This window comes from Ekhidna sp. (genome assembly GCF_039960695.1).
In the GTDB taxonomy this organism is placed as follows: domain Bacteria; phylum Bacteroidota; class Bacteroidia; order Cytophagales; family Cyclobacteriaceae; genus Ekhidna.
Genome location: NZ_JBDVKP010000018.1, coordinates 365,215 through 390,197 on the forward strand (window position 1 = coordinate 365,215; position 24,983 = coordinate 390,197).

Consider the following 24,983-nt stretch of genomic DNA (forward strand, 5'->3'; position numbering starts at 1 on the left):
AGGATGACTGGCAAAACGATGCGATGGTTCAATAATTAGATATATTTGATACGTATCGGACTCAACCCAAAACCTATGTACAGATATCTCACTCTTTTCCTTCTCACTTTAATTGCCTGTTCACCCGAAACTTCCTATCCCGAGGTAGCCAAGTGGGCTGGTCAAGCCGACAATGTCACAATCATTCGTGATGATTTTGGCGTGCCACATGTTTATGGTAAAACAGATGCAGATGCAGTCTTCGGATTGCTTTACGCTCAGTGTGAAGATGATTTCAGGAGAGTGGAGCGAAACTTTACCTGGGCAATTGGTCGCTTGGCAGAAGCGGAAGGAGAGGACGCGATATATAGTGACCTGCGGGCAAAACTGTTCATGACAAAAGATGAAGCCAAAATGAACTACCAATCTGCACCGGATTGGTTAAAAAAACTTTGTGTTGCCTGGGCTGACGGGATCAATTACTACCTGCACACACATCCTGAAGTAGAACCAAAAGTGATCAAAAAATACGAGCCATGGATGACCATGTATTTCACTGAAGGTTCAATCGGAGGAGACATTGAGCGAGTATCCACAAGAAAAATCAAAGCATTTTATGAAGGTGAGAAATTAGCCGAGGAAATTAACGAGGTAGACTATTTCATGGAAGAACCGAAAGGATCCAATGGGTTTGCAGTCTCTGGTGACCTCACTGAATCCGGTGATGCGATGTTATTAATCAATCCACATACGTCATTTTATTTTCGAGGGGAGGTGCACGCTGTTAGTGAAGAAGGATTGAATGCCTACGGCGCTGTTACCTGGGGGCAGTTTTTTGTCTATCAGGGGTTCAATGAAAACACCGGATGGATGCACACTTCCACCTATACAGATGTAATCGATGAGTTCAAGCAGACCATCCTCGAGAAGGAGGATGGATTGTATTATCAGTACGGGGAAGAGGAGCGAAAAGTGGAAGTAAAAGAAGTGACCTTGAAATATAGGGTAGACGGATCGATGAAAGAAAAAACCTTTCCAATCTACCGAACACACCATGGACCAATCACCCATGAAGTAGATGGAAAGTGGACGGCCACCGCTTTGATGTGGGAGCCGGTGAAAGCACTTGAGCAATCATACATTCGGTCTAAAAAGAAAAATCTGGCGGAGTTCAATGAGATGATGGATATCCGTACCAATTCATCCAATAACACCGTTTTTGCAGATTCTGAAGGAAACATTGCTTACTACCATGGCAACTTTATTCCGATTCGGGATGAGCAATTCGATTATACACAACCAGTAGACGGAAGCAACCCTGCAACTGATTGGCAAGGGCTGCATCCGGTCGAAGAAGCGATTACCGTGATGAATCCTCTTAACGGATGGATTCAAAATTGTAACTCTACGCCATTTACATCCGCAGCACAATACAGTCCCAAGAAGGAAGATTACCCAGGTTATATGTCGCGAATTCCTGAGAACTTCCGAGCGGTGCACGCCATAGGCTTGCTTGCGGACGCCAAGGGGTTAACCATTGATAAAATGATTGACCTGGCATATGATCCGTATTTACCGGCATTCGAAAAAGTAATTCCCGGACTTATTGCTGCGTATGATCAAGCACCAGATGTCAGTATTTCAGGACCAATTGAAGTGTTGCGAAACTGGGATATGCGCACCGGCGTAGAGTCTGTCGGGATGACACTGGCACATTTCTATGGCATGAATTTATACCGATATGCAGAGGTGCCTGAAGATTTAATCGGTATGGACCGATTTAATTACTTCGGAACGGACCTGTCCGAGGCTGATCGACTTGACATTTTTATTAAAGCCATTACAGAAGTGGAAGAGCGAATGGGCAACTGGAACACACCTTGGGGAGAAGTGAATCGATTCCAACGAAAAGATGGATCAATTGACCTTCAATTTGATGATGATGCGCTAAGCATTCCGGTTGGAATGACAACAGGAAGGTGGGGAGCGCTCGCTGCCTATGGTATGAGGTCATCACAGGATACTGATAAAATCTACGGTACCCGAGGAAATAGCTTCGTGGCTGTGGTAGAGTTTGGTAACAAGGTGAAGGCTAAAACCATTCTTGCTGGAGGCCAGAGCGGAGATTCAAATTCACCACACTTTTATGATCAGGCAGAAATGTACGCCAATCAGCAATTCAAAGAGATCGCCTACTATCGTGAAGATGTGGAGGCCAGAGCAGAGGAAACTTATAAACCAGGAAAAAGATGAAAAGTATAGGAGCAATTATATTAACCTGCATTATCAATGTTTCATTTGGGCAAAATCTAATTGGAGCATGGGAATGGATTGAAACAGGCGAGGAAGGACAAAACACGAGAGGAGTAGTCACATTTACTAAAGACTATCAGGCAGCTGCTTGGTTTGACGAAGAAACAGGTGATTTTATCAAAACCAATGGAGGAACCTGGAAATTGAACGGAAACACGATGACTGAAGTGGCGGAGTTTAATTCCGAAGATCAAGATAAAGTAGGAATGGAAGTTTCATTTGATATTGAGTGGGACGGGCCAGATAAGATGCGGATTGTAGGTATGGAAACCTGGGCTTCAAGAGTAGACGCAGGAGAACCAGGGAAGCTGGCAGGTGCCTGGCTTATTACAGGAAGAATGAGAAATGGCGACGTGCAATCTGTTGATATTTTGCGTCCGCGAAAAACCATGAAAATACTTTCGGGCACCCGCTTTCAATGGATCGCGTATAACACAGAAACTAAACAGTTCATGGGAACGGGTGGAGGTACGTATACAACTACGGAAGGCAAGTACACTGAGAACATTGAGTTTTTTTCTCGGGATAACACCCGGGTGGGTGCAAGTCTTGAATTCAATTATGAACTGAAAGCAGGTGATTGGCAACACTCGGGGAACAATAGCCGAGGTGAGCCCATGTTTGAAGTCTGGAGTTTGAGGAAGTGATTAAGAATTCAATTGAATTGTGTCTGTAATCTTGATCTTACCCGTCGAAAACGCAAGTGTATTCACGCCGAAAATCACTTCCTTGCCCTCTCTTCTATAAGTCGCGAGGGTCTTTAGTGGTTCGGCTCCTTTTGCTCCTGTTTCTTGATCAATAGTAGTAAAAACGCATCTCTTACATGGATGAGTGACATGAAACTTAACGTCTCCAATTTGGATGTCATTCCAGTTATCTTCTTCATATGCTTTACTCCCTTCCACTACAATATTCGGTCGAAAGCGATTCATTGGAACTGACGCATCAAGTCTTGAATTAAGATCGTCCAAAGAAGATTGCCCAAGTATTAAATATGGATACCCATCTGCAAAGCTGACATTTTCACCATTGATCGCCCGCTCAGGGTTGATTGGCCTAGATGCCGTTTCCGGCATAAATACAAGCTTACAAGACTCAGTTGCTATTTTGGAAAACCATTCATTTATTTCCGATGGAGCTTCAAGTGCCTGCACCTGATCATTCCAGACAGTCACATTTATATGGGTATTACTCTTCAATGTTAATGGAATTTCCAGGTCAGGCAGACCACTATACGATGCTATGATACTGTCTGAAGTCAGTCTTATACCGACTTGTGAAATTTGGGTGTGTGATCGTTGCGTGATTAGGATGTTTCTATGATTAACCAACATCCATCGCCTATCGTATCGAAACCCTCTTTCCAAAACCTCAACTTCTCGAAGTGAGATGCCTTGAAATGATTTGATAGGGTAGATATAAAGACCGGATACCTTCATTCTGACCGATTTATTTTAACAGGAAGCTATCCATGATTTGGCGCGAAATTTCCGCGTAATTGTCATATTCAGACTGCTCAGCTGTGAATGTTAGGATATAAGCATTGCTTCCATTGATCCAGTAATGCTGCTTGAACATCAACTTAAACTGACCCATTGTGCCTGTATATATGATTTTCTGATAATCTTCGGTTCCTTCACTCTCCAATATGTTACCATCCTGAATCATCGTTTTTATTTGATTCTTTGACAGATTCACAAAATCGGTTAGATCCATGTTGTAGGAAGAGATATCCTGAACAACAAGGTTTACATTTTCACGAAATTGATCACCGTCAAATTTTACTGGTGAAAAAAGTGCAAATGACATTCCCATTTGGCCTGATTGATTCAGCTCCCAGGTGCCAGGATATTTGATTGAAAAAGCAGCATCGTCCAATGTCTCAAAACCATCCTGGCTGTGAGAAAGAAATGAAACGGCCACTAAGATGAGCGTAAGGTATTTTTTCATATCCTATTTTTTGGTCCAATTGTCCCTCAAGGTAATGGTTCTATTAAAAACCAAATGATCGGTAGTCGAATCTTCATCTACACGGAAATATCCAATGCGCTCAAACTGCATTTGGTCACCTACTTTTGCATCCTTCAGTGAAGGCTCAAGTACAGCATCCGAGTTGATTGTCAGAGAATCAGGATTGAGGTGATTCTTAAAATCATCAGCTATTGCATTTAGATTCTCTGTTTTAAATAATCGGTCATATTCTCGTATTTCTGCCTTCACCGCATGTGGTACTGAAACCCAGCCAAGTGTTCCTTTCACTTTCTTTCCGCTAGTATCTTGGCCACTTCTTGTTTGTGGATCATACTCAGCATAAAGTTCTTCGATAGTACCATCATCTGCTTTTTTGTAACCGGTACATTTGATGATATATCCAAACTTCAGCCGAACCTCACGATCCGGACCAAGGCGATACCACTTCTTGGGGCTTGGTGGGTCTTCCATAAAGTCCGCTTGATCGACAAAAACCTCTTTGGTAAATGGCATTTCACGTGTACCTGCCGATTCATCTCCCGGATTGTTGACTGCAGTCATCATTTCTGTTTTGTCTTCCGGCCAGTTGGTGATTATCACTTTCAGGGGATTCATTATGCCAAATACCCGGTTGGCAGTAGCATTTAAGTCTTCTCTCACAGCATGCTCAAGCAAAGCAATGTCTGTAATCCCGTTTCTTCTGGCGACTCCTATAGTGTCTGCAAATTTTCGAATAGAAGCCGGAGTAAACCCTCTTCTTCTAATGCCTGAAATGGTAGGCATACGCGGATCGTCCCATCCATTGACATGATCCAACTCTACTAGCTCGCGTAGGCTTCTCTTGCTTACTATAGTATATCCAAGATTCAGCCTTGCAAACTCTGTTTGCTTGGAAGGGTAGATTTCTAATTCATTAATTAACCACTCATACAATGGGCGGTGTACTTCGAACTCCAACGTGCATAGTGAGTGAGTCACATTCTCAATGGAGTCAGATTGTCCATGAGCGAAATCATATGTTGGGTAGATGCACCATTGATAACCTGTGCGATGATGGGGCACCTGTTTGATGCGATATAAGATTGGATCACGCATGTGCATGTTAGGCGAGGTAAGGTCAATTTTAGCTCTCAACACTTTCTCTCCATTCGCAAATTCGCCTGATCTCATCCTGGCAAATAGGTCAAGGTTTTCTTCAACAGATCGATCCCTGAAAGGGCTTGGCTTGCCTGGTTGTGTTGGGGTTCCTTTTAGCTTGTTGAATTCTTCTTGAGACAGATCATCGACATAGGCTGAGCCTTTTTTAATCAGCGTATTAGCCATTTCATAGAGCTGCTCAAAATAGTCAGAAGCATAGTGTTCACGATCTTCCCAGTCAAAACCAAGCCATTTGATGTTGGACTTGATGGACTCGACATATTCAGTTTCTTCCTTTTCAGGGTTGGTATCGTCAAAGCGGAGGTTACACTTACCATTGTACTTTTCAGCTAATCCGAAATTTAAACAAATGGATTTGGCATGGCCGATGTGAAGGTAGCCGTTGGGCTCTGGAGGGAATCGAGTAACAATGGAGTCATGTTTCCCTTCCTTCAGATCCTTTTCGATCATCTGCTCAATGAAATTCAATGATTTTTTTGCCTCATCCATAGTATAAAATTAGGGTGCAAAAGTAGGGGAATGATTAGTTAAAATCTATCCTTGACCCAGATCGAAAAATCGTGTAAAAAAGTGAAGCAAGTTTTTAGTGTATATATCGTCTAAAGGGAATAGATCTTTTACCAGCAAAAACAATTTCAATGCTAAGATTTTTCAAAAAGTCCAATGTATCATCTCTACAAAGAGAATATGATAAACTCATGCATGAAGCATATGTGCTTTCAAAATCCAACCCAAGCGAAAGCATGGAAAAACAAAAAATGGCACTGGAAATCCAGCGCCAGATTGTGTCAAAAGGAGTTTAAAATGCCTAGTCATCTCTTAATCCTACTACTGGGTTTGCCATAGCTGGGGTCATTACAGAAAGCGTGATAATTAGTACGGCGACAAGAGTGATGAACATGCCGGATAGCAGACTCGTAGTTGGAGAAATGGCAACATAGTACTTATAAACCATGCTAAGTACCATCTCTGAAATTAAGTATCCCAGCGCACCACCGACTATCACGGCAATGGACAGCATATAGAAAAACGGTTTGTTGATCTTCAGCAAGAGTTGCTTCAATGTAGAACCCAACACCTTTCTAATGCTGATTTCTTTGATTTGTTTAGCAACATTGAGCTTGGACAATGAGAATATTCCAGCGACACTTAGAAAACCACCCAGGATAGCCATAGCAAGAAAAATAACTCGGAGATTTTCGGTATCTCTGACTGCCGAGCCATAGGCCAAATTTTTTTGCCAGCTTCCTCCAAAAGGCCCGTCAATCTCCTCGCTCCAAATTGCTTTGAATTTGCTTTCAATTTCAGTTTTATCACCACTCCCCACTTTTGCAATTAAGAAGCGATATTCGGTAGCCTCCGAAAACAGATACGCTGCAGGTGTGTCCTCAGCATTCTGATAGACATCCTGAATGAGATTGGCACTGACACCTACAATTGTTTTGCGTTGGTCTCCAATCTTTATAACCTGATTCAATGGATTCTTATTCTCAAAGTATTGTTTCACAAATTCCTGATTGACAATAATCGCGTTTTGCTGATCTAGCTCACTGCCGGTGATGAATGATCTGCCAAGAGTTATCGGCACCTCCATCAGTTCTAAGTACCCAGACCCTACAGTATAAGTCATTAATTCATATGAAGCCGTATCAATTTGTAAAAGCTTTCTTTGGCTCGAACTACCGAATCGTTGAATATGACTAACCGCTCCAACGGTTTTCACATCCGGAATCTGATCTACTTTTTGTTTAACAGCAGCGTATTTTTCTTGATCAGAAAACTCGAGCGTATATATACTTTCATTTGCGTATCCTAAATCGAGCGTATCTAGAAACTTAGAGTTTTTTGAAAAAGTAACGGCTGCAGACAATACTGCTATAGAAAAACTGTATTGCGCAATTGTTAAGGTTTTATTGATCCAACCAACTCCTCGTAGCTTCGCCGATTTACGCATAATATCCACCGGCTGAAATTTCCACGCATAAAGCGCCGGCATTATTCCGGCAACAAGGGTAGTAAAGATGAGAAACAGGAATACAAAAAGGATTACACCCGTCAAGTCGATGTCTTTGATCAAAAAAGATTCACCAAACAGCCCCATGATGGAACTCGAGGTTAAATTGATCATGGACAAGCCAATGATAAAAGCGAGCGCGCAAACAATTCCCATCTCCATAAGAAATTGCACCATGATCTGCCTGTTTTCGGACCCTAAGGTTTTTCTAATGCCTATTTCCTTTAGGCGATTGGCTATCATTGCTATGGAAGAGTTGGCAAGGTTGAAGCATGCGATTAGAAACACCATGGCGGCAAGAGAAGTGAAAATGATGTGAATAGTATATTCTAAGCGGGCATTGGTATTTGTTCGATACATATCACCGTCATTATGAATAGCGCTACGAAACGGAATGAATTTAAAGCCCTTCATTTTAAGCTCCTTATGTCCTTCGTTTTGTTGAGGTAGATATGCAGAGGTTTTATCAATAATGGTCGGTATAGATGCGGTTGTGGCCTTCACAAAATGAGTAACATAGAAGCGATTAGCCCAATCATTTTTATTGGTATCGAATGCTCTGGTGAAATCATCCATACTGATCATCATGGATGTAGTAAAGCTGGTGTTAAGCGGGATACGCTCGAAGACCCCTCCAACGGTTACCTCAATTTTTCTTTTTGAGGAAACATAGACTGTGAGTTTTTTGCCTAAAGCAACCTCCTCACCAAAGAATTTCTTGGCAGTCGGTTTCGTGAGATAAACTAGTGGCTTATCCCCGAAATCAGCATAGGATCCGTACCAAAGTGGTATTTCGAACATCTTGAAGAAGTCCGAAGAGACAACTCCAACATCCTGTTGGAAATAGTCAGCGCCTTTTTTAACTGTATAATATTCATCAAAAAAACTGCTTACTCCTTGTACCTGACTTATTTCATTTCTTAGCACATCGTCTAGGGCAAGCGGGGTAATCTCATTTTGGCGTTCACTCCCATTCTCGTATGTAATGGAATGCGCCCGATAGATATCATCGGTATTGTCTAAATAAGAATCAAATTCAAAATTGTAAGCATAGATGGAATAGACGAAAATGCACATGCTGAGAGCGAGTCCTAGTCCAACAACATTGATCATCACCGACCATTTATTCTTCCAGGAATGCCGCATGGCGAGTTTGAAATAGGATTTAAATAATGGGTACATAGTATTAGTCTTTTGAGTTTTTCTTTTTGCGTAGCTGCGATAGCACCTGAGCACATTCCACCAGAAGAATAATCGTGCCTTCCAAAGTGAGGAACCGTTATGGATTCGGAGGGAAAAGAATTCCTCTAAATCCCCTTCGAGTTCTTCTTGTTTATCCGATTTACAATACCATCGGAAGAACTTCAAAGCAAATTCTGGTGGTCGATGTTGTCCTTTTTTCGTCATTAGCCTTTAGTCCAGTTAAGTGCTTTTGCCGGGATCTGATATCGCAATCGTTCACGAAGTGAAGACAACTCATCCAAAGCAGTCTGTGCATAAGGAGTGAGGTAGAATAGCCTTTTTCGTTTCCCGCCTCGCTCTGAGGTAGCTTCACTTAATTTGGATTCCAAGAACCCTTTTTCTTCCAGTCGATAAAGTACCGTATGAATGGCACTTACATTGATCTTTTTGCCGGTTTGCTTTTCGTATTCCAATACGATGTTTACCGAGTAAGCTTGATCATATAGAACGCCAACGAGTAAAAGAACCAATTCTTCGAAGTTGCCAAGTTTAATATCTCGCATATTTTACACTATTGTCAGTATTATACTGATGTGAAGGTGATAAAGTTTCACTATTGTCAGTAATATCAGATTACAAGGCTTAATACTAAAATGTAGAACAAATAATAATTAGTTACGTATATTTGTTCTACAATTTAGTAATATGAAAGAAAGTAAGCTTGGAGACTTTGAAGAAACAATTCTGCTTTTAGTTGGCATACTTGGTGAAGATGCCTATGCTTTTAAAATAGCGGAAGAGTTTGAATCACAAACCAAACGTCCAGTCTCTATTGGCGCAGTACATTCCACACTGAGCCGTATCGAGGATAAAGGATTTCTGACCTCTGCAATGGGAGCTGCCTCTGCAGAGCGAGGCGGAAGAAGAAAAAGAATTTATACAATCACTGCAGCAGGTCAGCGAGCGCTGGAGATTTCTCGTGAGCTGAAAATGAATTTATGGAACCAGTTTCCAGCCTTTGCAGATGGTAAACTCAATTTTGGAATCGGGTGAAAGTGCCAATGCCACCGAAACCAGCAGAGAAATTTTTACTCCTATTCCTGAAGAGCGAATTGGTGGAGGAAGTACTTGGAGATCTTGATGAAAAATTCTATCGGACTATAGAAAAAAAATCAGAGAGAAGAGCAAAGCTCAACTACTGGTATCAGGTTTTTAATTACCTCCGCCCATTTGCATTCAAATTTTTTAAGTCAAACTCAATTATTCCGACTATGATCAGCCACAATTTCAAAATCAGTTATCGTATCCTACTGAAAAACAAACTATTTTCAGCCATCAATATTGGTGGGCTTGCCATGGGAATGATTGTAACCATTCTCATCGGACTTTGGATTAATGATGAATTATCATTCAATACGTACCATAAAAATTACGATCAAATTGTACAGGTTCTAAGAAAAAATACTGAGCTAGATGGTAGCATCAGTGTGAATAGCTCGTTGGTAGGTCAGGTTGGTGTATTCATGAAGGAAACCTATCCGGCAGTCTTTGATCAAGTTGGTATGACCTTTTTCCGATCCCGTGCACAACTGCTCTCGGTAGGTAAACAGTCTTTTGATAAGATTGGCTATTTCTTTCAGCCAGACGGGCCTGAAATGCTTTCACTCGAAATGATGTCAGGGGATATTCACGGTATTGATGATCGCAGTAGTATTCTTTTATCCCAATCTTTGGCTAAGACATTCTTTGGAGATAATAATCCGATTGGTGAAGTGGTGAATTTGAACCTCCAAACAGACCTGAAAGTTGCTGGCGTTTACAAAGACATTCCTAATAATTCAGAGTTTGCAAATGCCACATTTATGGCTTCCATGGATCTTATATACAATGAGCAAAATCCATATGCATGGGATAATTACAACATCCGAGTATATGCGACACTCAAAGACGGGGTTGATTTGAATGAAGCTTCAAATTTGATCAAAAACATTATGACACCCCATCGGGATTCAGAGGACGGGCCAATGGAACTCTTCCTTTTACCAATGAAAGACTGGCATCTAAATGCGGAGTTTGAAGACGGTATTCAGGTGACAAGCAAGCGTATGCTGTTTGTAAGACTTTATGCGACTATAGGTGTATTTGTGTTGCTTCTCGCATTCATCAATTTTATGAACTTAAATACTGCACGATTTCAGAATCGTGGCAAAGAAGTGGGCATTCGCAAAACTGTAGGTTCGTTGCGTTCTCAGCTAATTACACAGTTCCTTGCGGAGTCTACTTTATATGCATTAGCCTCATTTATCCTTTCTATTGTAATTGTTTGGTTGATTCTTCCGTGGTTTAATGGTATCTCCGATAAGACGTTGGGTATTCCCTGGAGCAACTTTACCTTTTGGTTGACCGGAATTCTATTTACACTTCTCTCAGCCATTTTAGCTGGAAGCTATCCAGCATTATTTCTTTCCTCATTTAAGCCACTAAATGCATTGAGTGGCACCTTAAAGCAAGGAATTGCAAGTGTTCGCCTTCGTCAGGGTCTGGTAATCTTTCAGTTTACCATATCGATCTTGTTGATGATAGGAACGATAACAGTTTTCAATCAAATTCAGCATGCAAAATCTCGACCTGTTGGTTACAATCAAGAGGATTTAATTACCGTACGAGGACGGTCTGATGAGTTTTATGAAAAATACGACGTATTGCGAGCAGAACTAAAGCGAACAGGAATGGTGGAAGAAATGGCTGCTGCCAATTATCCATTGATGAATACACTTGGGAATAATGGTGGATTCTCACTAAGAGAGACAGGGGAGCGTATCGCATTTTCATTTAATACCATTTTCGTGTCTCCTGAATATGGAGCAACCACTCAATGGGAATTGATCGAAGGGCGTGATTTTTCTCGCGATAGGGATGAAGTCGCTAATGTTATTATTAGTGAATCAGCAGTGAAAAGAATGGGACTTTCAAATCCAATAGGTAGTGTACTTCAATCGAAGTGGGAGTTTAAAGGGAGAAAGGAATTTACAGTAATTGGAGTGGTTAAAGACATGATCAAAGGATCACCTTATGAGGAACCCTATCCGCTCATGGTATTTCCAACTACCTGGGCAATGTCCTTTTTGTTTATTCGGTTAAATCCTGAAATGGGATATGTGGAAGCACTACAAAAAATTCAGGAGACTTTTGAAGCCACGCTTCCGGGACATCCATTCAATTATGAATTTGTGGATAACGAATACTCAACAAAGTTTAGATCGGAGGAGAAAATTGGAAGTCTTGCAACATTTTTCAGTTTTCTGGCGATACTTATTAGCTGTTTAGGCTTGTTTGGCTTATCCGCATTTGTTGTAGAACAGCGAACAAAAGAAATAGGCATTAGAAAAGTACTTGGAGCTTCAGTTCCTACGCTTTGGAAGTTGCTGTCTAAGGATTTTACCGTTCTGGTAATTATTTCGTCAGCATTAGCTATTCCGGCAGCCTCATTTTTTCTCAACATCTGGTTGGAAAGCTACGAATACCGTATTGAAATCACTTGGTGGATGTATGCATTAGCAGCTGCTAGCGGATTTTTCATCGCATTGCTTACTGTGAGCTATCATTCAATACGAGCGTCAATAGGGAATCCAATAGAGGCATTGAGGTCTGAATGAGGTTACAACACCAACTCCCAATATCCCACATCGATCCAGCGATCAAATTTGTGACCTACTTCTTTGAATTCTCCGATTTTTTTAAACCCTAGTTTCTCATGAAGTACTCGGCTGGCTTCATTAGGCAAAGACATGCCACCAATAATGGCGTGATATCCCAGTGTTCTTAGTTGGTTCATTAACTGGGAATATAGTAGCATTCCATAGCCCTTTCCACCTTGATCTTTTTGAAGATAAATGGAGGTTTCCGTGGTTTTAGCGTAAGCTACTCTTGCTTTCCACTGGGTAGCGTAAGCATAGCCCACGATCTTATTTTCAATTTCAAGAACCAACCAGGGGAGTTTAAATTCCTGCTGCACTTTGTGAATTCTTTCAACCATTTCATCAACGGCTACCGGAGAAACTTCAAAGGTTGCGTGCGAATTTGCAACGTAATGATTGTAAATGTGGATGATCGATTGAGCATCTTCTGGAATAGCTGGGCGGATCATAGGATTAATTTTCGATATCAAGTTAATGATGAATTTCTGCAAAACATCCTCAACATGATCTAAAGCAAGCATTCCTTGAAACGACGCCTTAACGTCACATCAAATAGTTAACCATTTGTGCTCAGGGAGCATAATATTCTCCTTTATCGGCCTGGTATTGTTACCTGCTGTGCTAATCGTGGAGATTGTACTGCTATCAAAGGCCGATCAGCTAACAAGATCTGAGCAGTTATAATTAATTGTGTTTGCATTAAGCATCTTCAATTCTAAACTTTAATTAAACTCAATAGTTTAGTGAGAAGTGAGAATCATAATTAAAACCAGAGTAAATGCATCTATTGAGAAAGTAAAGGACGGATTTACTAAAGATCTGTTTCTTAAAGTGAATCCACCATTTCCACCTGTTAGGCTGGTTCAATTCGATGGATGTGAGGCAGGAGATAAAGTTGTTTTAGAACTGAATTTTATACTCTTTAAGCAGTATTGGGCAAGCGATATTATAGAGGACTATACATCAGATATCCAATGGTACTTCATCGATATTGGAAAGAAGCTTCCTTTCTTTCTAAAATCCTGGAGGCATGTTCATGAGGTAAAATCTGTTAAATCCGGATCTCTCATTCGAGATGACATCACATTTAGTACAGGCCTTATTCTTACAGATCTAATTATGTATCCGCTGCTTTTGTTGCAGTTCCTATACAGAAAACCCATTTATAAAAGAATTTTTAAGTAGTAAACGGATAATTTTTATTACTTATAAGTTCGGCCATTTAGAAACTTACTAATGAATGTACCTCGAACCAAAAAGTGATAGGTAGCATAGCATATGACTGTCGTACCCGTCATTACAATAATAAACTTCAACCCAGTGGGAATACTCCAGTTCACTATTAGAGCTGGTACTATAAGGGTAAAGGGTAAATGAATGAGATAAACCCAATACGATGAATCAGATAAGTATCTCCTGAATTTGGAAGGACCATTGAAATACCTGAGGAAAAGCCCTATAATACCAAAAATAAAGAACCACCCGATGATTGTATTTAATGCTCCATATATCACATCATCAATCTGGTCGGAATAGATAAATTTGATTGTGTAGGTGATGAAAGCAATGATCACAAAAGCCCAATCGTAGTTCATGAATAAGTTAATCTTGTCTTTTGCTTTGTAAAGCACCCATCCAAAGAAGTAGAATACGCAGTAGAAAACCATGACTTTCACATCAGGCACAAAGACTAATGGAGTTGGCGCCCAGTAATCCCACATCCAGACTAAAAGGAAAAAAAGTATCACGCTCAGGATCAAGATAAATCCTAATTGTCTTTGGAAAAGCCTGTTGAATGAATTGAGAATAAATGACTTGACCTTTTTAGTGCTTTTTAGAAATGAGGCAATTAGGACAGCAACCGATGTGATTATGATCAGATAATAAAGAAACCAAAGGTGATAGGTAATATTGGGCAACCATCGGAACAATACATTAGGAAAATTGTCGAGCCCGAATGATTTAATCATGAAATCATATGAATGATAAATGATTGGATGTAAAATCAATAGAAATACGATAAAAGGTAATAAAATTCGCTTGAAACGTTGGGATATCATAGCGGCTGGTGAGCGATCATAATAAAGCATCGCAGCGAAAAATCCACTTAGTAGAAAAAATATTGGCATCCTAAAAATATGAATGACGGAAGTCAGGTAGGTAAAAAAATAGCTGGTTGAATGAGGATCTTTAGGCCAAAGAAGATCAACACCAACAGAGTATGTCTCTGCAGAATGTAGCACAATTCCTAAAAGCATCATAATGGCTCGCAATGCATCGAGTGAATGAATCCTTTCTGTAGTCATTGTTAAATTTTTCTTAATGACAGCAGGAATATATAAAAGTTTCGAGTGCTAGCAATCACTAGAGATTCTTAGGTAATCAAAAGGTGAACATGAGCATTTTTTGATGATTTTCATCGAAGGAAATGATTGATTTAAAGATGTGCTATTGCACTGAATTGGACTTAAAGTAATCTTCGCTCAATTCAATTTTTCAAAACCATTCACTAGCTACAATTATGATTAAGCTCTTTAAGCAAAACAAAGTAAGTTCCCTTCAGAAAAAGTATGATAAACTAATGAAAGAAGCTTATGATGTGTCAAGGTCAAATCCAGAATTAAGTCATCAAAAGCAACTGGAGGCTCAAGCAATACAGAGAGAGATCATTACAAGATCTAATTAACCAGAGCAAATATTACCATTGCTTTCATGTCTCGTTTGGATTAAATAGAATTTTAAATACTTGTTACCGACGATGAGGTTGTTTTCTTCGAAAAGACTCTTGATTTTTTCGAATTACAACACATCTTTAAGCTCGTGAAAATTCTTTATATCCACCAACATTTTAAAACACCTGAAGAAGGAGGGTCCATAAGATCCTTTTATCTGGCGAAAGGACTGGTGGATGCAGGACATGAAGTGACGATGATCACTACGCATAATTCGTCGCATGCAATCAAAAAGATAGAGGGCATTGAAGTTCACTATTTACCCGTTTCTTATGACAATAGCTTTGGGTTTATTCAAAGAATATTAGCTTTTTGGAAATTTGTAAAATTGGCGAAAAAGGAGGCTAAAAATCTAGCCAAACATGATCTTGCTTATGTAATGACTACCCCATTAACGACGGGCTTCATTGCCACCCATCTAAAAAAGGAACTTGATCTACCGTATTATTTTGAAGTAGGAGATCTGTGGCCAGAGGCACCAGTACAATTAGGTGTCATAAAGAATAGGTGGATGAAGAAATGGTTATATTCCCTGGAGAAGAGGTTTTATTTCGAAGCAGAAAAAGTCATTGCTCTGTCACCAGCCATTCGCAATTATATAGAAAAGGTAAGCCCAAATACACGTGTCTATGTGATTCCTAACATGGCCGATTGTAGTTTTTTTGAAGCGAATCATTCAGTTGGTGATTTTAGTGAAACCAATCAATTTCAAATAACTTATTGTGGTGCTATTGGCAAAGCCAATCACTTGGAGTATTTCCTGGAGGCAGCCAGGCAGTCAAAAAATGCAAGTCTACCAGTCCAGTTTAACATTATTGGATATGGGTCAGAATTAAAGCGCTTGCGATCTTCTTTTAAGCGGGTAAAAAATGTCTCATTCTATCCGCATTCGAGTAAGCAATGTGTAAAGAATCTGCTCAATAAAAGTGACGCAGTTTATGTTTCCTTTAAAGATGTAAAGGTGCTAGGCACTGGAAGCCCCAACAAACTATTTGACTCATTAGCTGCAGGAAAACTAACAATCATAAACTTTGACGGATGGATCAAAAGCCTCGTAACGAGGAACAAGTGTGGATTCTATCATAATCCATATTCATCAAATGAGTTTGTCCGAAAACTTAAAGTTTTTCTTGACTCACCTGAGCTACTAGCAAAGTATCAACGAAATGGCCGAAAGCTTGCTGAACTTTATTACGACAAGGACATTCAGATTACCAAGCTTCTGAAAATCCTGAACAACGAATACAAGTTTGAAGTCACCGATTCTGAAGTTTATATCCTAACTGCCTGATGGTTTGTAACCTGATTGATTAAACACCTTATTAAGGTCTCTTTCTGCCATTATTTCGGTTACCGAAGCTCCAGTGTTTTGAGCATAGGCATTTACTATCTGCCATCCCAACCACCTACCTATTCTACCAGGACACTTATCGCCTATTTCATAAACATTCGGTCTTTCCCCAAGGAACTTTTGCTTAATGGTATGATTGGTTTCATACAACCACTCGTTTTGTACAAAGTTGGCCCATATAATCTTATCATTTTCAAAAACATCCCTCCATTCACTTTCAGAATATCCAATGAGTATTCGCTCAGGTGTGCAGGGTAATATTTTGCTAAGAAGATAGTAAGACTTTCCATAGTCTATCATCTCTGCTAGCATCTGATCACCTTTTCCCGTAGTGATATATTGGCTAGAAACAAATTGTAAAATACTAGCAGCCAAGTGTTCTATCGTGTATCGGTCAAGGATATAGTTTGGGATCTGTTGTGGTTTATAACTGGCGTCATCCCCAATGAAAAAATCCATGCCTATCATGATGTGCTCATTGGAAATGAATAAGTCATTATACAATCCAGTCACAGCAGTCTGAATTCTTGGTGTAGGAGTTTGTGGATAAAAAACTTTAAGTCTACCCAAACCATCTTCCAGCGTTCGCACTACTTCATCGAAGTTTTTAAAAGCATCTATGGATTCTTGGTAAAGGGTATCAATGGAAGGATTTTGAATCAATCCAAACATGCGATTTGCAAGAATAGAATCTGCAGGATATTGATCTGAGTGGAGAAAGAATTTTGCAAAATCCGCATGGCTTGAAAGAAGAGTTTCGACTTCTTTTGCTGATTTGCATTTGAAGAGTTCCTGTTCTAATCGATCTACTTCGAGTATCACTGTTTCTGGCGCAACCGAATCACGACAAGGCTCATTGGTACAGGCCGCTAAGAAAACAACACAAATCATTAGGTGGACTACTCGCATACTATCTATTTTTGAGGGCAAATTTAGAAGTAACAACGACTTATGAAGAAGTTTCTTTTCGTACTCCTCATCTTTTTATCAGTAGGTTCGATGGCACAAGTAAAGTTGGGATTGAAGCTAGCACCGGTCATTACATCCAATAGAGCAAAAAATGATGCTCAAACAGTCGAGAATGATGGGTCGAAGATGAAATTCTCTATCGGCTTAGTTGCTGATAAAACACTTTCAGATACCTATTATCTGAGTACAGGGCTAATTTATCTCCCTAAACGTGCTTCTTTCAGAAACGCAGACGGAACTGTTGAAGAGGAATATAAACTTCAGTACCTTCAAATCCCCGCAACTCTCAAGCTATTTACCAATGAGCTAGCACCTGATATGAAAGCGTATCTTCAAATAGGCACAGCACTGGAGATTAAAGTTTTTGATGAGGCTGAAGATCCAACTTTTGTTAATGTTGAAAAATTCACACCGATCGATGTTCCTGTAATTTTAGGTGCAGGAATCGAATACCGAGCGGGTATCAACACAACCATTTTTGGTGGTTTCTCCTACCAACGTGGCTTAATTAATACGGTGAATGAGGCATCAGCAGCATTTGAAGATTTGCAACTTCGAAATACTATTTTCTCCATCGATTTTGGGGTTAAGTTTTAGAGAGTCCAGTATTCGGAACAAAATAAGCTTCCTTCAACCACGGATATCTTAAAATTTACTTCTGAAAAAATCAAAAAATTCTTGATTTCGTCGGGTTAGTGTGACTTTATTTCTACCTTATAGTAGTATAAAACCCACCACGCTTATGAAATCGCTACTGACTCTATGCTGTGCAATACTGTTAATCTTTGAAGTAAACGCACAAAATATTTGGATTGCAGATAACCGTCCTACTGCACCTTCAGGCTCTCATATTTTTGCAGATGTTGCAAGTGCAATTACTGCAGCAAGTCCAGGAGATATCATCCACATCATACCCAGTCAAACCTTCTATCCGGACTTCACAATTACAAAGGATAGCTTAACCTTCTTTGGCATTGGATTCAACCCCGATAAGGATCAACCCAACAAAACGTGGGTAGCTAATGTAATCATTGCAACCGGAGTTTTTGGAACACGAATTTCTGGTTTGAATGTAAACGATGACTTGACCATTGGGAATGGTGATGGCTCCACAGGTAATATCTTTATTGAAAATGGTGATATAGATCGAATCACGACCACAACGGCAGGTAGCCCCGGCAAGTCTCTAAGTAATGTAGTTATTCGCAATTGTGTGATAGGATTTAGAGAAACTTCATTATCACAAGTGATAAACCTTACTCAAGAAACTAATCCTACCTCAATCGTTATTACTAATAACGTTATAATGGGATCGTCAACCACAAGTTCTGGAGGATACGGTTCAATAAATGTGGCAGATGCCATCATTAAAAACAACCTATTCTTGGGTGATGGAAGTAGTGATTTTGCTTTTAACAGTGTAACCACAACTACCATCACCAATAACATCTTTTATGGAAGGGCTCCAATTTCGGATGCAGTGACCGGCACATTAAATAATTCAACATTCACCAACAACATGTCCTTTAGTACCGGCAATGATACCTTCCCTATTGGGTCTAATGGAAATACAGGTTCAGGAAACTTTGAAGCTACTGACCCACAATTTGTTGGCGTTTCTGTAGTGGATGATTGGGACTTTGCCAATGACCCAAGCTTAAGCGGGGGATCGGCAATTAATGGAGGGAATGATGGAACGGACATTGGGCTAACTGGCGGCACGATACCCTTCAGTATTACAGGCACACCACTACCTACGATTAGAGTTTTAAGATTACCGGAAATTATAAAACAGGGTGATAATGTAGACGCGACGATAGAAGCAGACGGAAACTAAAATTAAATACTCGAATGAGTCTGCTTAGGAAACTTGCGAAAGCTATAATATACTTTATTGCCATCCTTGGTTGCTACACCTCGGTTGCCCAACCGGATACACTTGAGATTTTCGAACTTGAATATTTTTTTGATGTTGACCCAGGATTCGGTAACGGAACAACTATAACTATTGGAGTACCAGATACGACAGTAAGTCTTGTCGAAACACTTACAGCTTCTGGATTAGCTACTGGCTTTCACACACTTGGTATGAGGGCACGAAATGTTGCAGCAAACCCCAAGTATAATGTGCTGGATACTGGTGTATTACAAATTGCTCCCTACGATTTTATCGACCCGTCCTTAAGATCCACAGGACAATGGGGAATCACCGAGACTCGATTGGTCTTTGTAGATGTTTCGGATGGAGCAGCTGTTGTGAATGTGGATCAAATAGAATACTTCTTTGATACAGATCCCGGCATAGGATCGGCAACACTTATAAACTCATTTGCAGCTAGCTCATCAGTTTCTATCGTAGAGACACTCACCGCGAACGGACTGCCTACCGGATTTCACTTATTAGGTATGCGTGCACGTGCAGAGGGTGGAAGCTGGGGGATTACGGAAACCCGCTTAGTCTTTGTAGACCAATCTGACGGAGGAGCAATTGTAAATGTGGATTCATTGGAATACTTCTTCGATATAGATCCGGGCGTTGGAAATGCCACAGTCATTGATGGATTCGCAGCCAGTAGCTCTGTTTCTTTGGTAGAAACACTAAATGCCTCTGGTCTTAGCTTAGGGTTTCATCTCTTGGGATTCAGGGGTAAGGCCGAAGGTGGTGCATGGGGGTTGACAGAGACTAGAGTCATGTTTGTGGATCCATCCGCTTCAGGCGGGTTGGTCAATATTGATCAAATAGAATACTTCTTTGATACGGATCCAGGCGTTGGAAACGCTACATTAACTGCACCGTTCACTGCGTCAAATCAGATTTCTATCGTTAATTCTTTAAATGCAAGTGGTCTTGCAGAGGGTTTTCACTCATTAGGAATGAGGGGACGTGCTGAAGGTGGGAGCTGGGGAATGACAGAAATTCGTATGTTGTATGTAGATCAGTCTGGAATTATTCAAGACGTGACAGAACTTGAATATTTTATAGATACAGATCCCGGTATAGGTAGTGCCACACTTATTACCATTACTACCCCTGCCCCAAGTATTGTACAAGACGAAACTTTAATCACTAATTCATTAGCACTTGGGAGTCACACAGTAAACGTCAGAGCTCGAAATCAGAATGGCACCTGGGGCTTAATTGAATCGCGGCCACTTGATGTTGTAGATATTGGGCCTCCATTAATCTCAAGTCTACAAGCACTTCCAACAAACAGCAGTCCACTAGATATTACAATCAGCTTTGAAGAGGCAGTAAATTCTTTTGATGAGTCAGACATACAAGTGTCGGCTGGCGGATCAATTCAAGCGAGTTCATTTACTACGGTCAATGATTCCACCTATACTTTGATTTTAGATTTACTCGCCGAAGGCCAAATTGCCATTGATATAGCTGATAGTGCAGCATTTACTCAGGATGATAATAGCGCAACACCGGAAGCTAACACGTTTGTCATAAAATATGATTTAACGGCGCCAGTTGTTACAGTTGATGCATTAACAACGTCAGATAATAGTCCGGCATTAACAGGAACAGTAGATGACGACACAACATCAGTTTCTATTACCGTAGATGGAACCATGTATAATGCCTCAACAATTACTGGAGGCATCTGGACACTCAATGCCGGCATTATTGATCCATTGGCAGATGGTATTTATGATGTGATGGTATCTGCAACTGATTCAGCTGGTAATGTTGGTGTAGATGCTTCTGTAGATGAATTACAAATCAGCGGGAGTGCATTTCAGGCTTTACCAGCAACTGCCATTACCTCAACATCATTTGATGCAAATTGGAGTGTTGGCGTGGATGTACAAAACTATGAATTGGAAGTATCTGAAATGAATGATTTTTCAACATTGCTTACTGGTTATGATCCATTGGTATTAACCGGAAACACTGTTGCGGTCAATGGTTTGGATTTCTCAACGGAATATTTCTATCGAGTGAGAGTAAGGGATAATTCCAATCAACTATCAACCAATTCAAACACGATATCGCTGAAAACCACTATTGATGCTGTTACCCTCACGGATTCAACCGCATTGGTTCAAATATTTAATGCTTTAGATGGTTCCAATTGGAGCCCGGCTGTGAACTGGGAAACAGACCGGCTCAGAGATTGGGATGGCATCACCTTGAATGGCGCGAAGATTCGAGTGTCTCAAGTAGATTTCAGTGGAAGGGGAGCACAGGGCGCAATGCCAAATCCCTTTACAGGGGGTGCTGTTGGAGGACTAAGTGTGCTCAATACGATGAATCTGAGCAACAATCAAATTGATGGACTCATGGATTTTGGAGCGACTATAATTTCCATATTAGATGTATCGAGTAACTCATTGGAGTTTGATGACCTAGAACCTCTCCTTGGGATTGCTACACTTTCATATGATAATCAAGCTCCAATCTTCTTTGTCGAATACAATGCTGGAGATACCATAGAGAGACCCCATTTATCAAGTCCAATTCTTTCTATCGCTACTGGAGGGACTGCCAATACTTACAGTTTTTCCAGAAATGGAAGCTCTTTAAGTCAAAGTGGAGACTTCAATATTTCAGGTGCGACACTTGAAATTGTTCAAATTGACTTTGACAATATGGGAGTTTTTACCGGTTCAGTTACTAATTCATTACTTCCAGATTTGACCCTCGCAGTTGAATCTCAGGAGGTTTTGGCGGTAGCCGATCTCTCAATGCTAATAACTGACGCAAATGATGATCCAGTGACCACCTCCATTTCTGGCTATTTGCTCGAAGCAATCAGAAGGCAGCAAGGCTATGATACACTTGAGCGCGCTGATGATGTGAGCAGCACCTTTATTTTCCCAAATGTTGTATTAGGCAATTATCTATGTGGCATTAATCCATCAGATCAAGCAAGCTATATTCCAACCTATTTTGGAGATGACTTTGAATGGATACGAGCGGATACGGTCTTCTTTAGAGAGGCAGCAAATGTTCAGGTGAGACTGACAGAGGTACCTGGGCCACTCACGGGGGATGGCACACTCGATGTTCTAATTGAGGAGGACTTTCCGGGTGAAGGCAGTAGAGTAGATGCCAGAAGACGAGCTTCAAAAAGGAGATGTGGACTTAGACGAAAGAGATCAGGTGGAAGAACTGGTCAAGACGATGATTTTGAACTAATTGCCTATGGAGAGACCGATGAAAATGGTGAATTCCAGTTTGGATTCTTACCACAAGGAATATATCGTTTCTTTGTTGAGTATCCCGGAATTCCCCTAGATGAATCGGCTGTTGTTGAGTTTGAAGTGGGCGAAGCTGGTGTAAGCGATACCGATTTCAAACTTGAAGCATTTGCAACAGAAGATGGGATTGAAATCAATATTCAGCGTGTGCTAGGACTGATATTTAGCTATTTCAAAGATTTACATGTGTATCCGAATCCGGCAAGTGATATAGTAAAAGTAAGATACCGTCATTTGAAAGCTGAAAACGTCAAGGGACAACTCGTGGATATTACAGGAAACATTTTATCATCTTTCGATTTACAAAATGGGTTTGACGGATATCATGAAATAGATATCTCTGAATTCTCAGAAGGAATTTATCTTCTTCATATCTATGATTCCAATGATCGCGATGGAACTGTTGTCTCTTACCGAATTGTAGTAAATGACTAGTAGTCTAGCATTTTTTGAACGGTATCTTTCAATCTTGAATTGGCAAGGAAATTTCGCTCCAAATCTGTAGTAAATGGAACAGGGGTATCCAGGCTTGCTTCGCGCATGACTGGTGCATCTAGACTTTCAAAACAATGTTCCGAAATCCAAGCAGCTATTTCGCCACCAATACCTCCCGTCATACAATCTTCATGTAAAACAACTACACGTCCAGTCTTTTCAGCGGCCGATCTGACTGTTTCTTTGTCCCATGGGAGCAAGGTTCTCAAATCAATGATCTCAATTGAGGCATCCATTTCATCTGCAACTTGATTTGCCCAATGAACACCCATTCCATAGGTAATGATAGTCATGTCTGATCCAGAACGATTAATGACGGCTTTACCTACTTCAGTAGTATAATATTCATTTGGCACATTTCCACTCAGTGATCGGTAAAGCGCTTTATGCTCAAAATATAGATAAGGATTAGGATCTTCAATGGCTGCAGCAAGTAAGCCTTTCGCATCATGTGGATTGGAAGGATATACGATCTTCAATCCAGGTGTATGGAAGAACCATGCTTCAGTGGATTGTGAATGGAACGGCCCAGCACCTACACCTGCGCCAGTAGGCATCCTTACCACCACGTCTGCTTTTTGTCCCCATCGGTAGTGAATTTTGGCCAGGTTGTTCACGATTTGATTGAATCCTTCTGTAACGAAATCTGCGAATTGCATCTCTACTACGGCCTTCATCCCTGCGATACTTAAACCAAGTCCTGTACCTACAATGGCAGCTTCGCACAGTGGAGTATTACGGATTCGGTCTTTACCAAACCGTTCCATGAAGCCTTCAGTGATTTTGAAAACGCCTCCATAGTCAGCAATGTCTTGCCCCATAACCACCAGCTCATCATGCTTTTCAAGAGATTGTCTCAATCCATCTGAGATGGCGTCTACCAATCGTTTTTCTGATTCTTTTCCTTTCGGTGCTATTACTTTCTGTTCGTATGGGAAGTAAACATCTGCAAGTTCTGCATTGGTATCTGCTGTAATTGTTTCTTCTGCGAAGGCTTCTTTTACTGCATCGGCTATTTCTTTTTGAATCGACTTACGGATTTCAGCAATTTCATTATTGCTGCATACCTTTTCTTTAATAAGATAGCTTTCGAATGCCTTTACCGGATCCTTTTTCGCCCATTTTTCCATGAGTTCTTTAGGGACGTACTTAGTACCGGAAGCTTCTTCATGACCTCTCATTCGGAACGTTTTCGCCTCGAAAATAATTGGTCGCGGGTTTTTACGGATGTCCTCAATCAGAGGCTCTAACTCATTCAACACTTCTAGGATTGAATTTCCTTCAACACTGTAAGCTTCCATTCCATAGGCAGGGCCTTTCACCACAAAAGAATCAAAATTAAATTGTTCGCGGCTTGGCGTAGAAAGGCCATATCCATTGTTCTCTATTACGAAGACAACAGGGAGTTTCCATACAGATGCCACATTTACAGCTTCGTGAAAATCCCCTTCGCTCGTACCTCCATCTCCGGAAAAAACAAGGCTTACTTTTTCTTCTTTTTTGAGAAGGTGGGAAAGGGCAATTCCATCGGCAATTCCCAGCTGTGGCCCGAGGTGAGATATCATACCGACGATGTTGTAATCCTGAGTGCCGAAATGAAAGCTTCTGTCTCGTCCTTTTGTGAAACCACTTAGCTTTCCTTGAAATTGAGAGAATAATCTCTGGAATGGAATGCCTCGCGTTGTAAATACACCTAAGTTTCTATGCATTGGAAGGATGTACTCTTCCTTTTCGAGTGCTAAGGCTGCTCCTACTGAAATTGCTTCTTGTCCGATACCAGAAAACCATTTACTGATCTTACCCTGACGAAGCAGAATGAGCATCTTTTCTTCAATAAGTCGGGGTGTAACCAAAGCTTCGTGGATGGCTAGAAGCTCTTCGTTGGTCCTATCTTTTCGGTCAAATTTCAT

The 24,983-nt window shown here is 40.6% G+C and carries 20 protein-coding genes; 11 read left to right on the forward strand and 9 right to left on the reverse strand.

What is annotated here, in order from left to right; genetic code table 11:
• Positions 1 to 75: 75 nt before the first annotated feature.
• Together ABJG98_RS11690 and ABJG98_RS11695 are read left to right on the forward strand one after the other, a co-directional pair.
• Positions 76 to 2,232, forward strand: coding sequence for an acylase (locus ABJG98_RS11690; protein ID WP_348279702.1), 2,157 nt, complete (start codon positions 76 to 78; stop codon positions 2,230 to 2,232).
• Positions 2,229 to 2,939 (forward strand): membrane or secreted protein, encoded by a 711-nt coding sequence (locus ABJG98_RS11695; protein ID WP_348279703.1) that lies wholly within the window; start codon positions 2,229 to 2,231, stop codon positions 2,937 to 2,939. Before ABJG98_RS11690 ends, ABJG98_RS11695 begins: the two co-directional genes overlap by 4 nt.
• On the opposite strand, the gene ABJG98_RS11700 is transcribed toward ABJG98_RS11695, so the two are convergent.
• The 3 genes from ABJG98_RS11700 to ABJG98_RS11710 are packed head-to-tail and all read right to left on the reverse strand — an operon-like array spanning position 2,940 to position 5,910.
• Positions 2,940 to 3,731 (reverse strand): MOSC N-terminal beta barrel domain-containing protein, encoded by a 792-nt coding sequence (locus ABJG98_RS11700; RefSeq protein ID WP_348279704.1) that lies wholly within the window; start codon positions 3,729 to 3,731, stop codon positions 2,940 to 2,942.
• A 10-nt stretch (positions 3,732 to 3,741) separates the two neighbouring features.
• Positions 3,742 to 4,242: a hypothetical protein gene (locus tag ABJG98_RS11705; RefSeq protein WP_348279705.1), complete on the reverse strand. Its 501-nt coding sequence runs from the start codon at positions 4,240 to 4,242 to the stop codon at positions 3,742 to 3,744.
• Positions 4,243 to 4,245: 3 nt separating this feature from the next.
• On the reverse strand, positions 4,246 to 5,910 hold the full coding sequence (locus ABJG98_RS11710) for a glutamine--tRNA ligase/YqeY domain fusion protein (RefSeq protein ID WP_348279706.1): 1,665 nt from the start codon (positions 5,908 to 5,910) through the stop codon (positions 4,246 to 4,248).
• A gap of 149 nt (positions 5,911 to 6,059) precedes the next feature.
• On the opposite strand from ABJG98_RS11710, the gene ABJG98_RS11715 reads away from it, so the two are divergent.
• Positions 6,060 to 6,224: a Lacal_2735 family protein gene (locus ABJG98_RS11715; RefSeq protein ID WP_348279707.1), complete on the forward strand. Its 165-nt coding sequence runs from the start codon at positions 6,060 to 6,062 to the stop codon at positions 6,222 to 6,224.
• 5 nt (positions 6,225 to 6,229) lie between these two features.
• On the opposite strand, the gene ABJG98_RS11720 is transcribed toward ABJG98_RS11715, so the two are convergent.
• Complete coding sequence (locus ABJG98_RS11720; RefSeq protein ID WP_348279708.1) at positions 6,230 to 8,842, reverse strand: FtsX-like permease family protein; 2,613 nt, start codon at positions 8,840 to 8,842, stop codon at positions 6,230 to 6,232.
• Complete coding sequence (locus ABJG98_RS11725; RefSeq protein ID WP_348279709.1) at positions 8,842 to 9,180, reverse strand: PadR family transcriptional regulator; 339 nt, start codon at positions 9,178 to 9,180, stop codon at positions 8,842 to 8,844. Before ABJG98_RS11725 ends, ABJG98_RS11720 begins: the two co-directional genes overlap by 1 nt.
• A 142-nt stretch (positions 9,181 to 9,322) precedes the next feature.
• On the opposite strand from ABJG98_RS11725, the gene ABJG98_RS11730 reads away from it, so the two are divergent.
• Positions 9,323 to 9,670 carry a helix-turn-helix transcriptional regulator gene (locus ABJG98_RS11730; RefSeq protein WP_348279710.1) on the forward strand — a complete coding sequence of 116 codons (348 nt, stop codon included), beginning with the start codon at positions 9,323 to 9,325 and terminating at the stop codon, positions 9,668 to 9,670.
• A gap of 8 nt (positions 9,671 to 9,678) precedes the next feature.
• Complete coding sequence (locus ABJG98_RS11735; protein WP_348279711.1) at positions 9,679 to 12,273, forward strand: ABC transporter permease; 2,595 nt, start codon at positions 9,679 to 9,681, stop codon at positions 12,271 to 12,273.
• A gap of 2 nt (positions 12,274 to 12,275) precedes the next feature.
• On the opposite strand, the gene ABJG98_RS11740 is transcribed toward ABJG98_RS11735, so the two are convergent.
• A complete protein-coding gene (locus ABJG98_RS11740) occupies positions 12,276 to 12,836 on the reverse strand; it encodes an N-acetyltransferase family protein (protein ID WP_348279712.1) in 561 nt (186 codons plus the stop codon).
• A 229-nt stretch (positions 12,837 to 13,065) separates the two neighbouring features.
• On the opposite strand from ABJG98_RS11740, the gene ABJG98_RS11745 reads away from it, so the two are divergent.
• Positions 13,066 to 13,500, forward strand: coding sequence for a hypothetical protein (locus ABJG98_RS11745; RefSeq protein WP_348279713.1), 435 nt, complete (start codon positions 13,066 to 13,068; stop codon positions 13,498 to 13,500).
• A 17-nt stretch (positions 13,501 to 13,517) separates the two neighbouring features.
• On the opposite strand, the gene ABJG98_RS11750 is transcribed toward ABJG98_RS11745, so the two are convergent.
• Entirely contained in the window at positions 13,518 to 14,621 is a 1,104-nt protein-coding gene (locus ABJG98_RS11750; protein ID WP_348279714.1) for an acyltransferase family protein, read from the reverse strand.
• A gap of 215 nt (positions 14,622 to 14,836) precedes the next feature.
• Here ABJG98_RS11750 and ABJG98_RS11755 point away from each other — a divergent pair, with 215 nt between their 5' ends.
• Positions 14,837 to 15,001 carry a Lacal_2735 family protein gene (locus ABJG98_RS11755; protein WP_348279715.1) on the forward strand — a complete coding sequence of 55 codons (165 nt, stop codon included), beginning with the start codon at positions 14,837 to 14,839 and terminating at the stop codon, positions 14,999 to 15,001.
• A 134-nt stretch (positions 15,002 to 15,135) separates the two neighbouring features.
• Positions 15,136 to 16,338 (forward strand): glycosyltransferase family 4 protein, encoded by a 1,203-nt coding sequence (locus tag ABJG98_RS11760; protein ID WP_348279716.1) that lies wholly within the window; start codon positions 15,136 to 15,138, stop codon positions 16,336 to 16,338.
• Here ABJG98_RS11760 and ABJG98_RS11765 read toward each other — a convergent pair.
• Complete coding sequence (locus ABJG98_RS11765; RefSeq protein ID WP_348279717.1) at positions 16,327 to 17,307, reverse strand: gliding motility lipoprotein GldB; 981 nt, start codon at positions 17,305 to 17,307, stop codon at positions 16,327 to 16,329. The two genes, ABJG98_RS11760 and ABJG98_RS11765, sit on opposite strands and share 12 nt — an antisense overlap.
• A gap of 42 nt (positions 17,308 to 17,349) precedes the next feature.
• On the opposite strand from ABJG98_RS11765, the gene ABJG98_RS11770 reads away from it, so the two are divergent.
• The 3 genes from ABJG98_RS11770 to ABJG98_RS11780 all read left to right on the forward strand — a co-directional run bounded on the left by ABJG98_RS11770 (position 17,350) and on the right by ABJG98_RS11780 (position 23,013).
• The gene (locus tag ABJG98_RS11770; RefSeq protein WP_348279718.1) at positions 17,350 to 17,964 is read left to right on the forward strand and encodes a porin family protein; all 615 of its coding nucleotides are present in this window, start codon (positions 17,350 to 17,352) and stop codon (positions 17,962 to 17,964) included.
• A 145-nt stretch (positions 17,965 to 18,109) separates the two neighbouring features.
• Positions 18,110 to 19,204, forward strand: coding sequence for a hypothetical protein (locus ABJG98_RS11775; protein ID WP_348279719.1), 1,095 nt, complete (start codon positions 18,110 to 18,112; stop codon positions 19,202 to 19,204).
• Between the two features lie 14 nt (positions 19,205 to 19,218).
• A complete protein-coding gene (locus tag ABJG98_RS11780; RefSeq protein ID WP_348279720.1) occupies positions 19,219 to 23,013 on the forward strand; it encodes a T9SS type A sorting domain-containing protein in 3,795 nt (1,264 codons plus the stop codon).
• On the opposite strand, the gene ABJG98_RS11785 is transcribed toward ABJG98_RS11780, so the two are convergent.
• The gene (locus tag ABJG98_RS11785; protein WP_348279721.1) at positions 23,010 to 24,983 is read right to left on the reverse strand and encodes a dehydrogenase E1 component subunit alpha/beta; all 1,974 of its coding nucleotides are present in this window, start codon (positions 24,981 to 24,983) and stop codon (positions 23,010 to 23,012) included. The two genes, ABJG98_RS11780 and ABJG98_RS11785, sit on opposite strands and share 4 nt — an antisense overlap.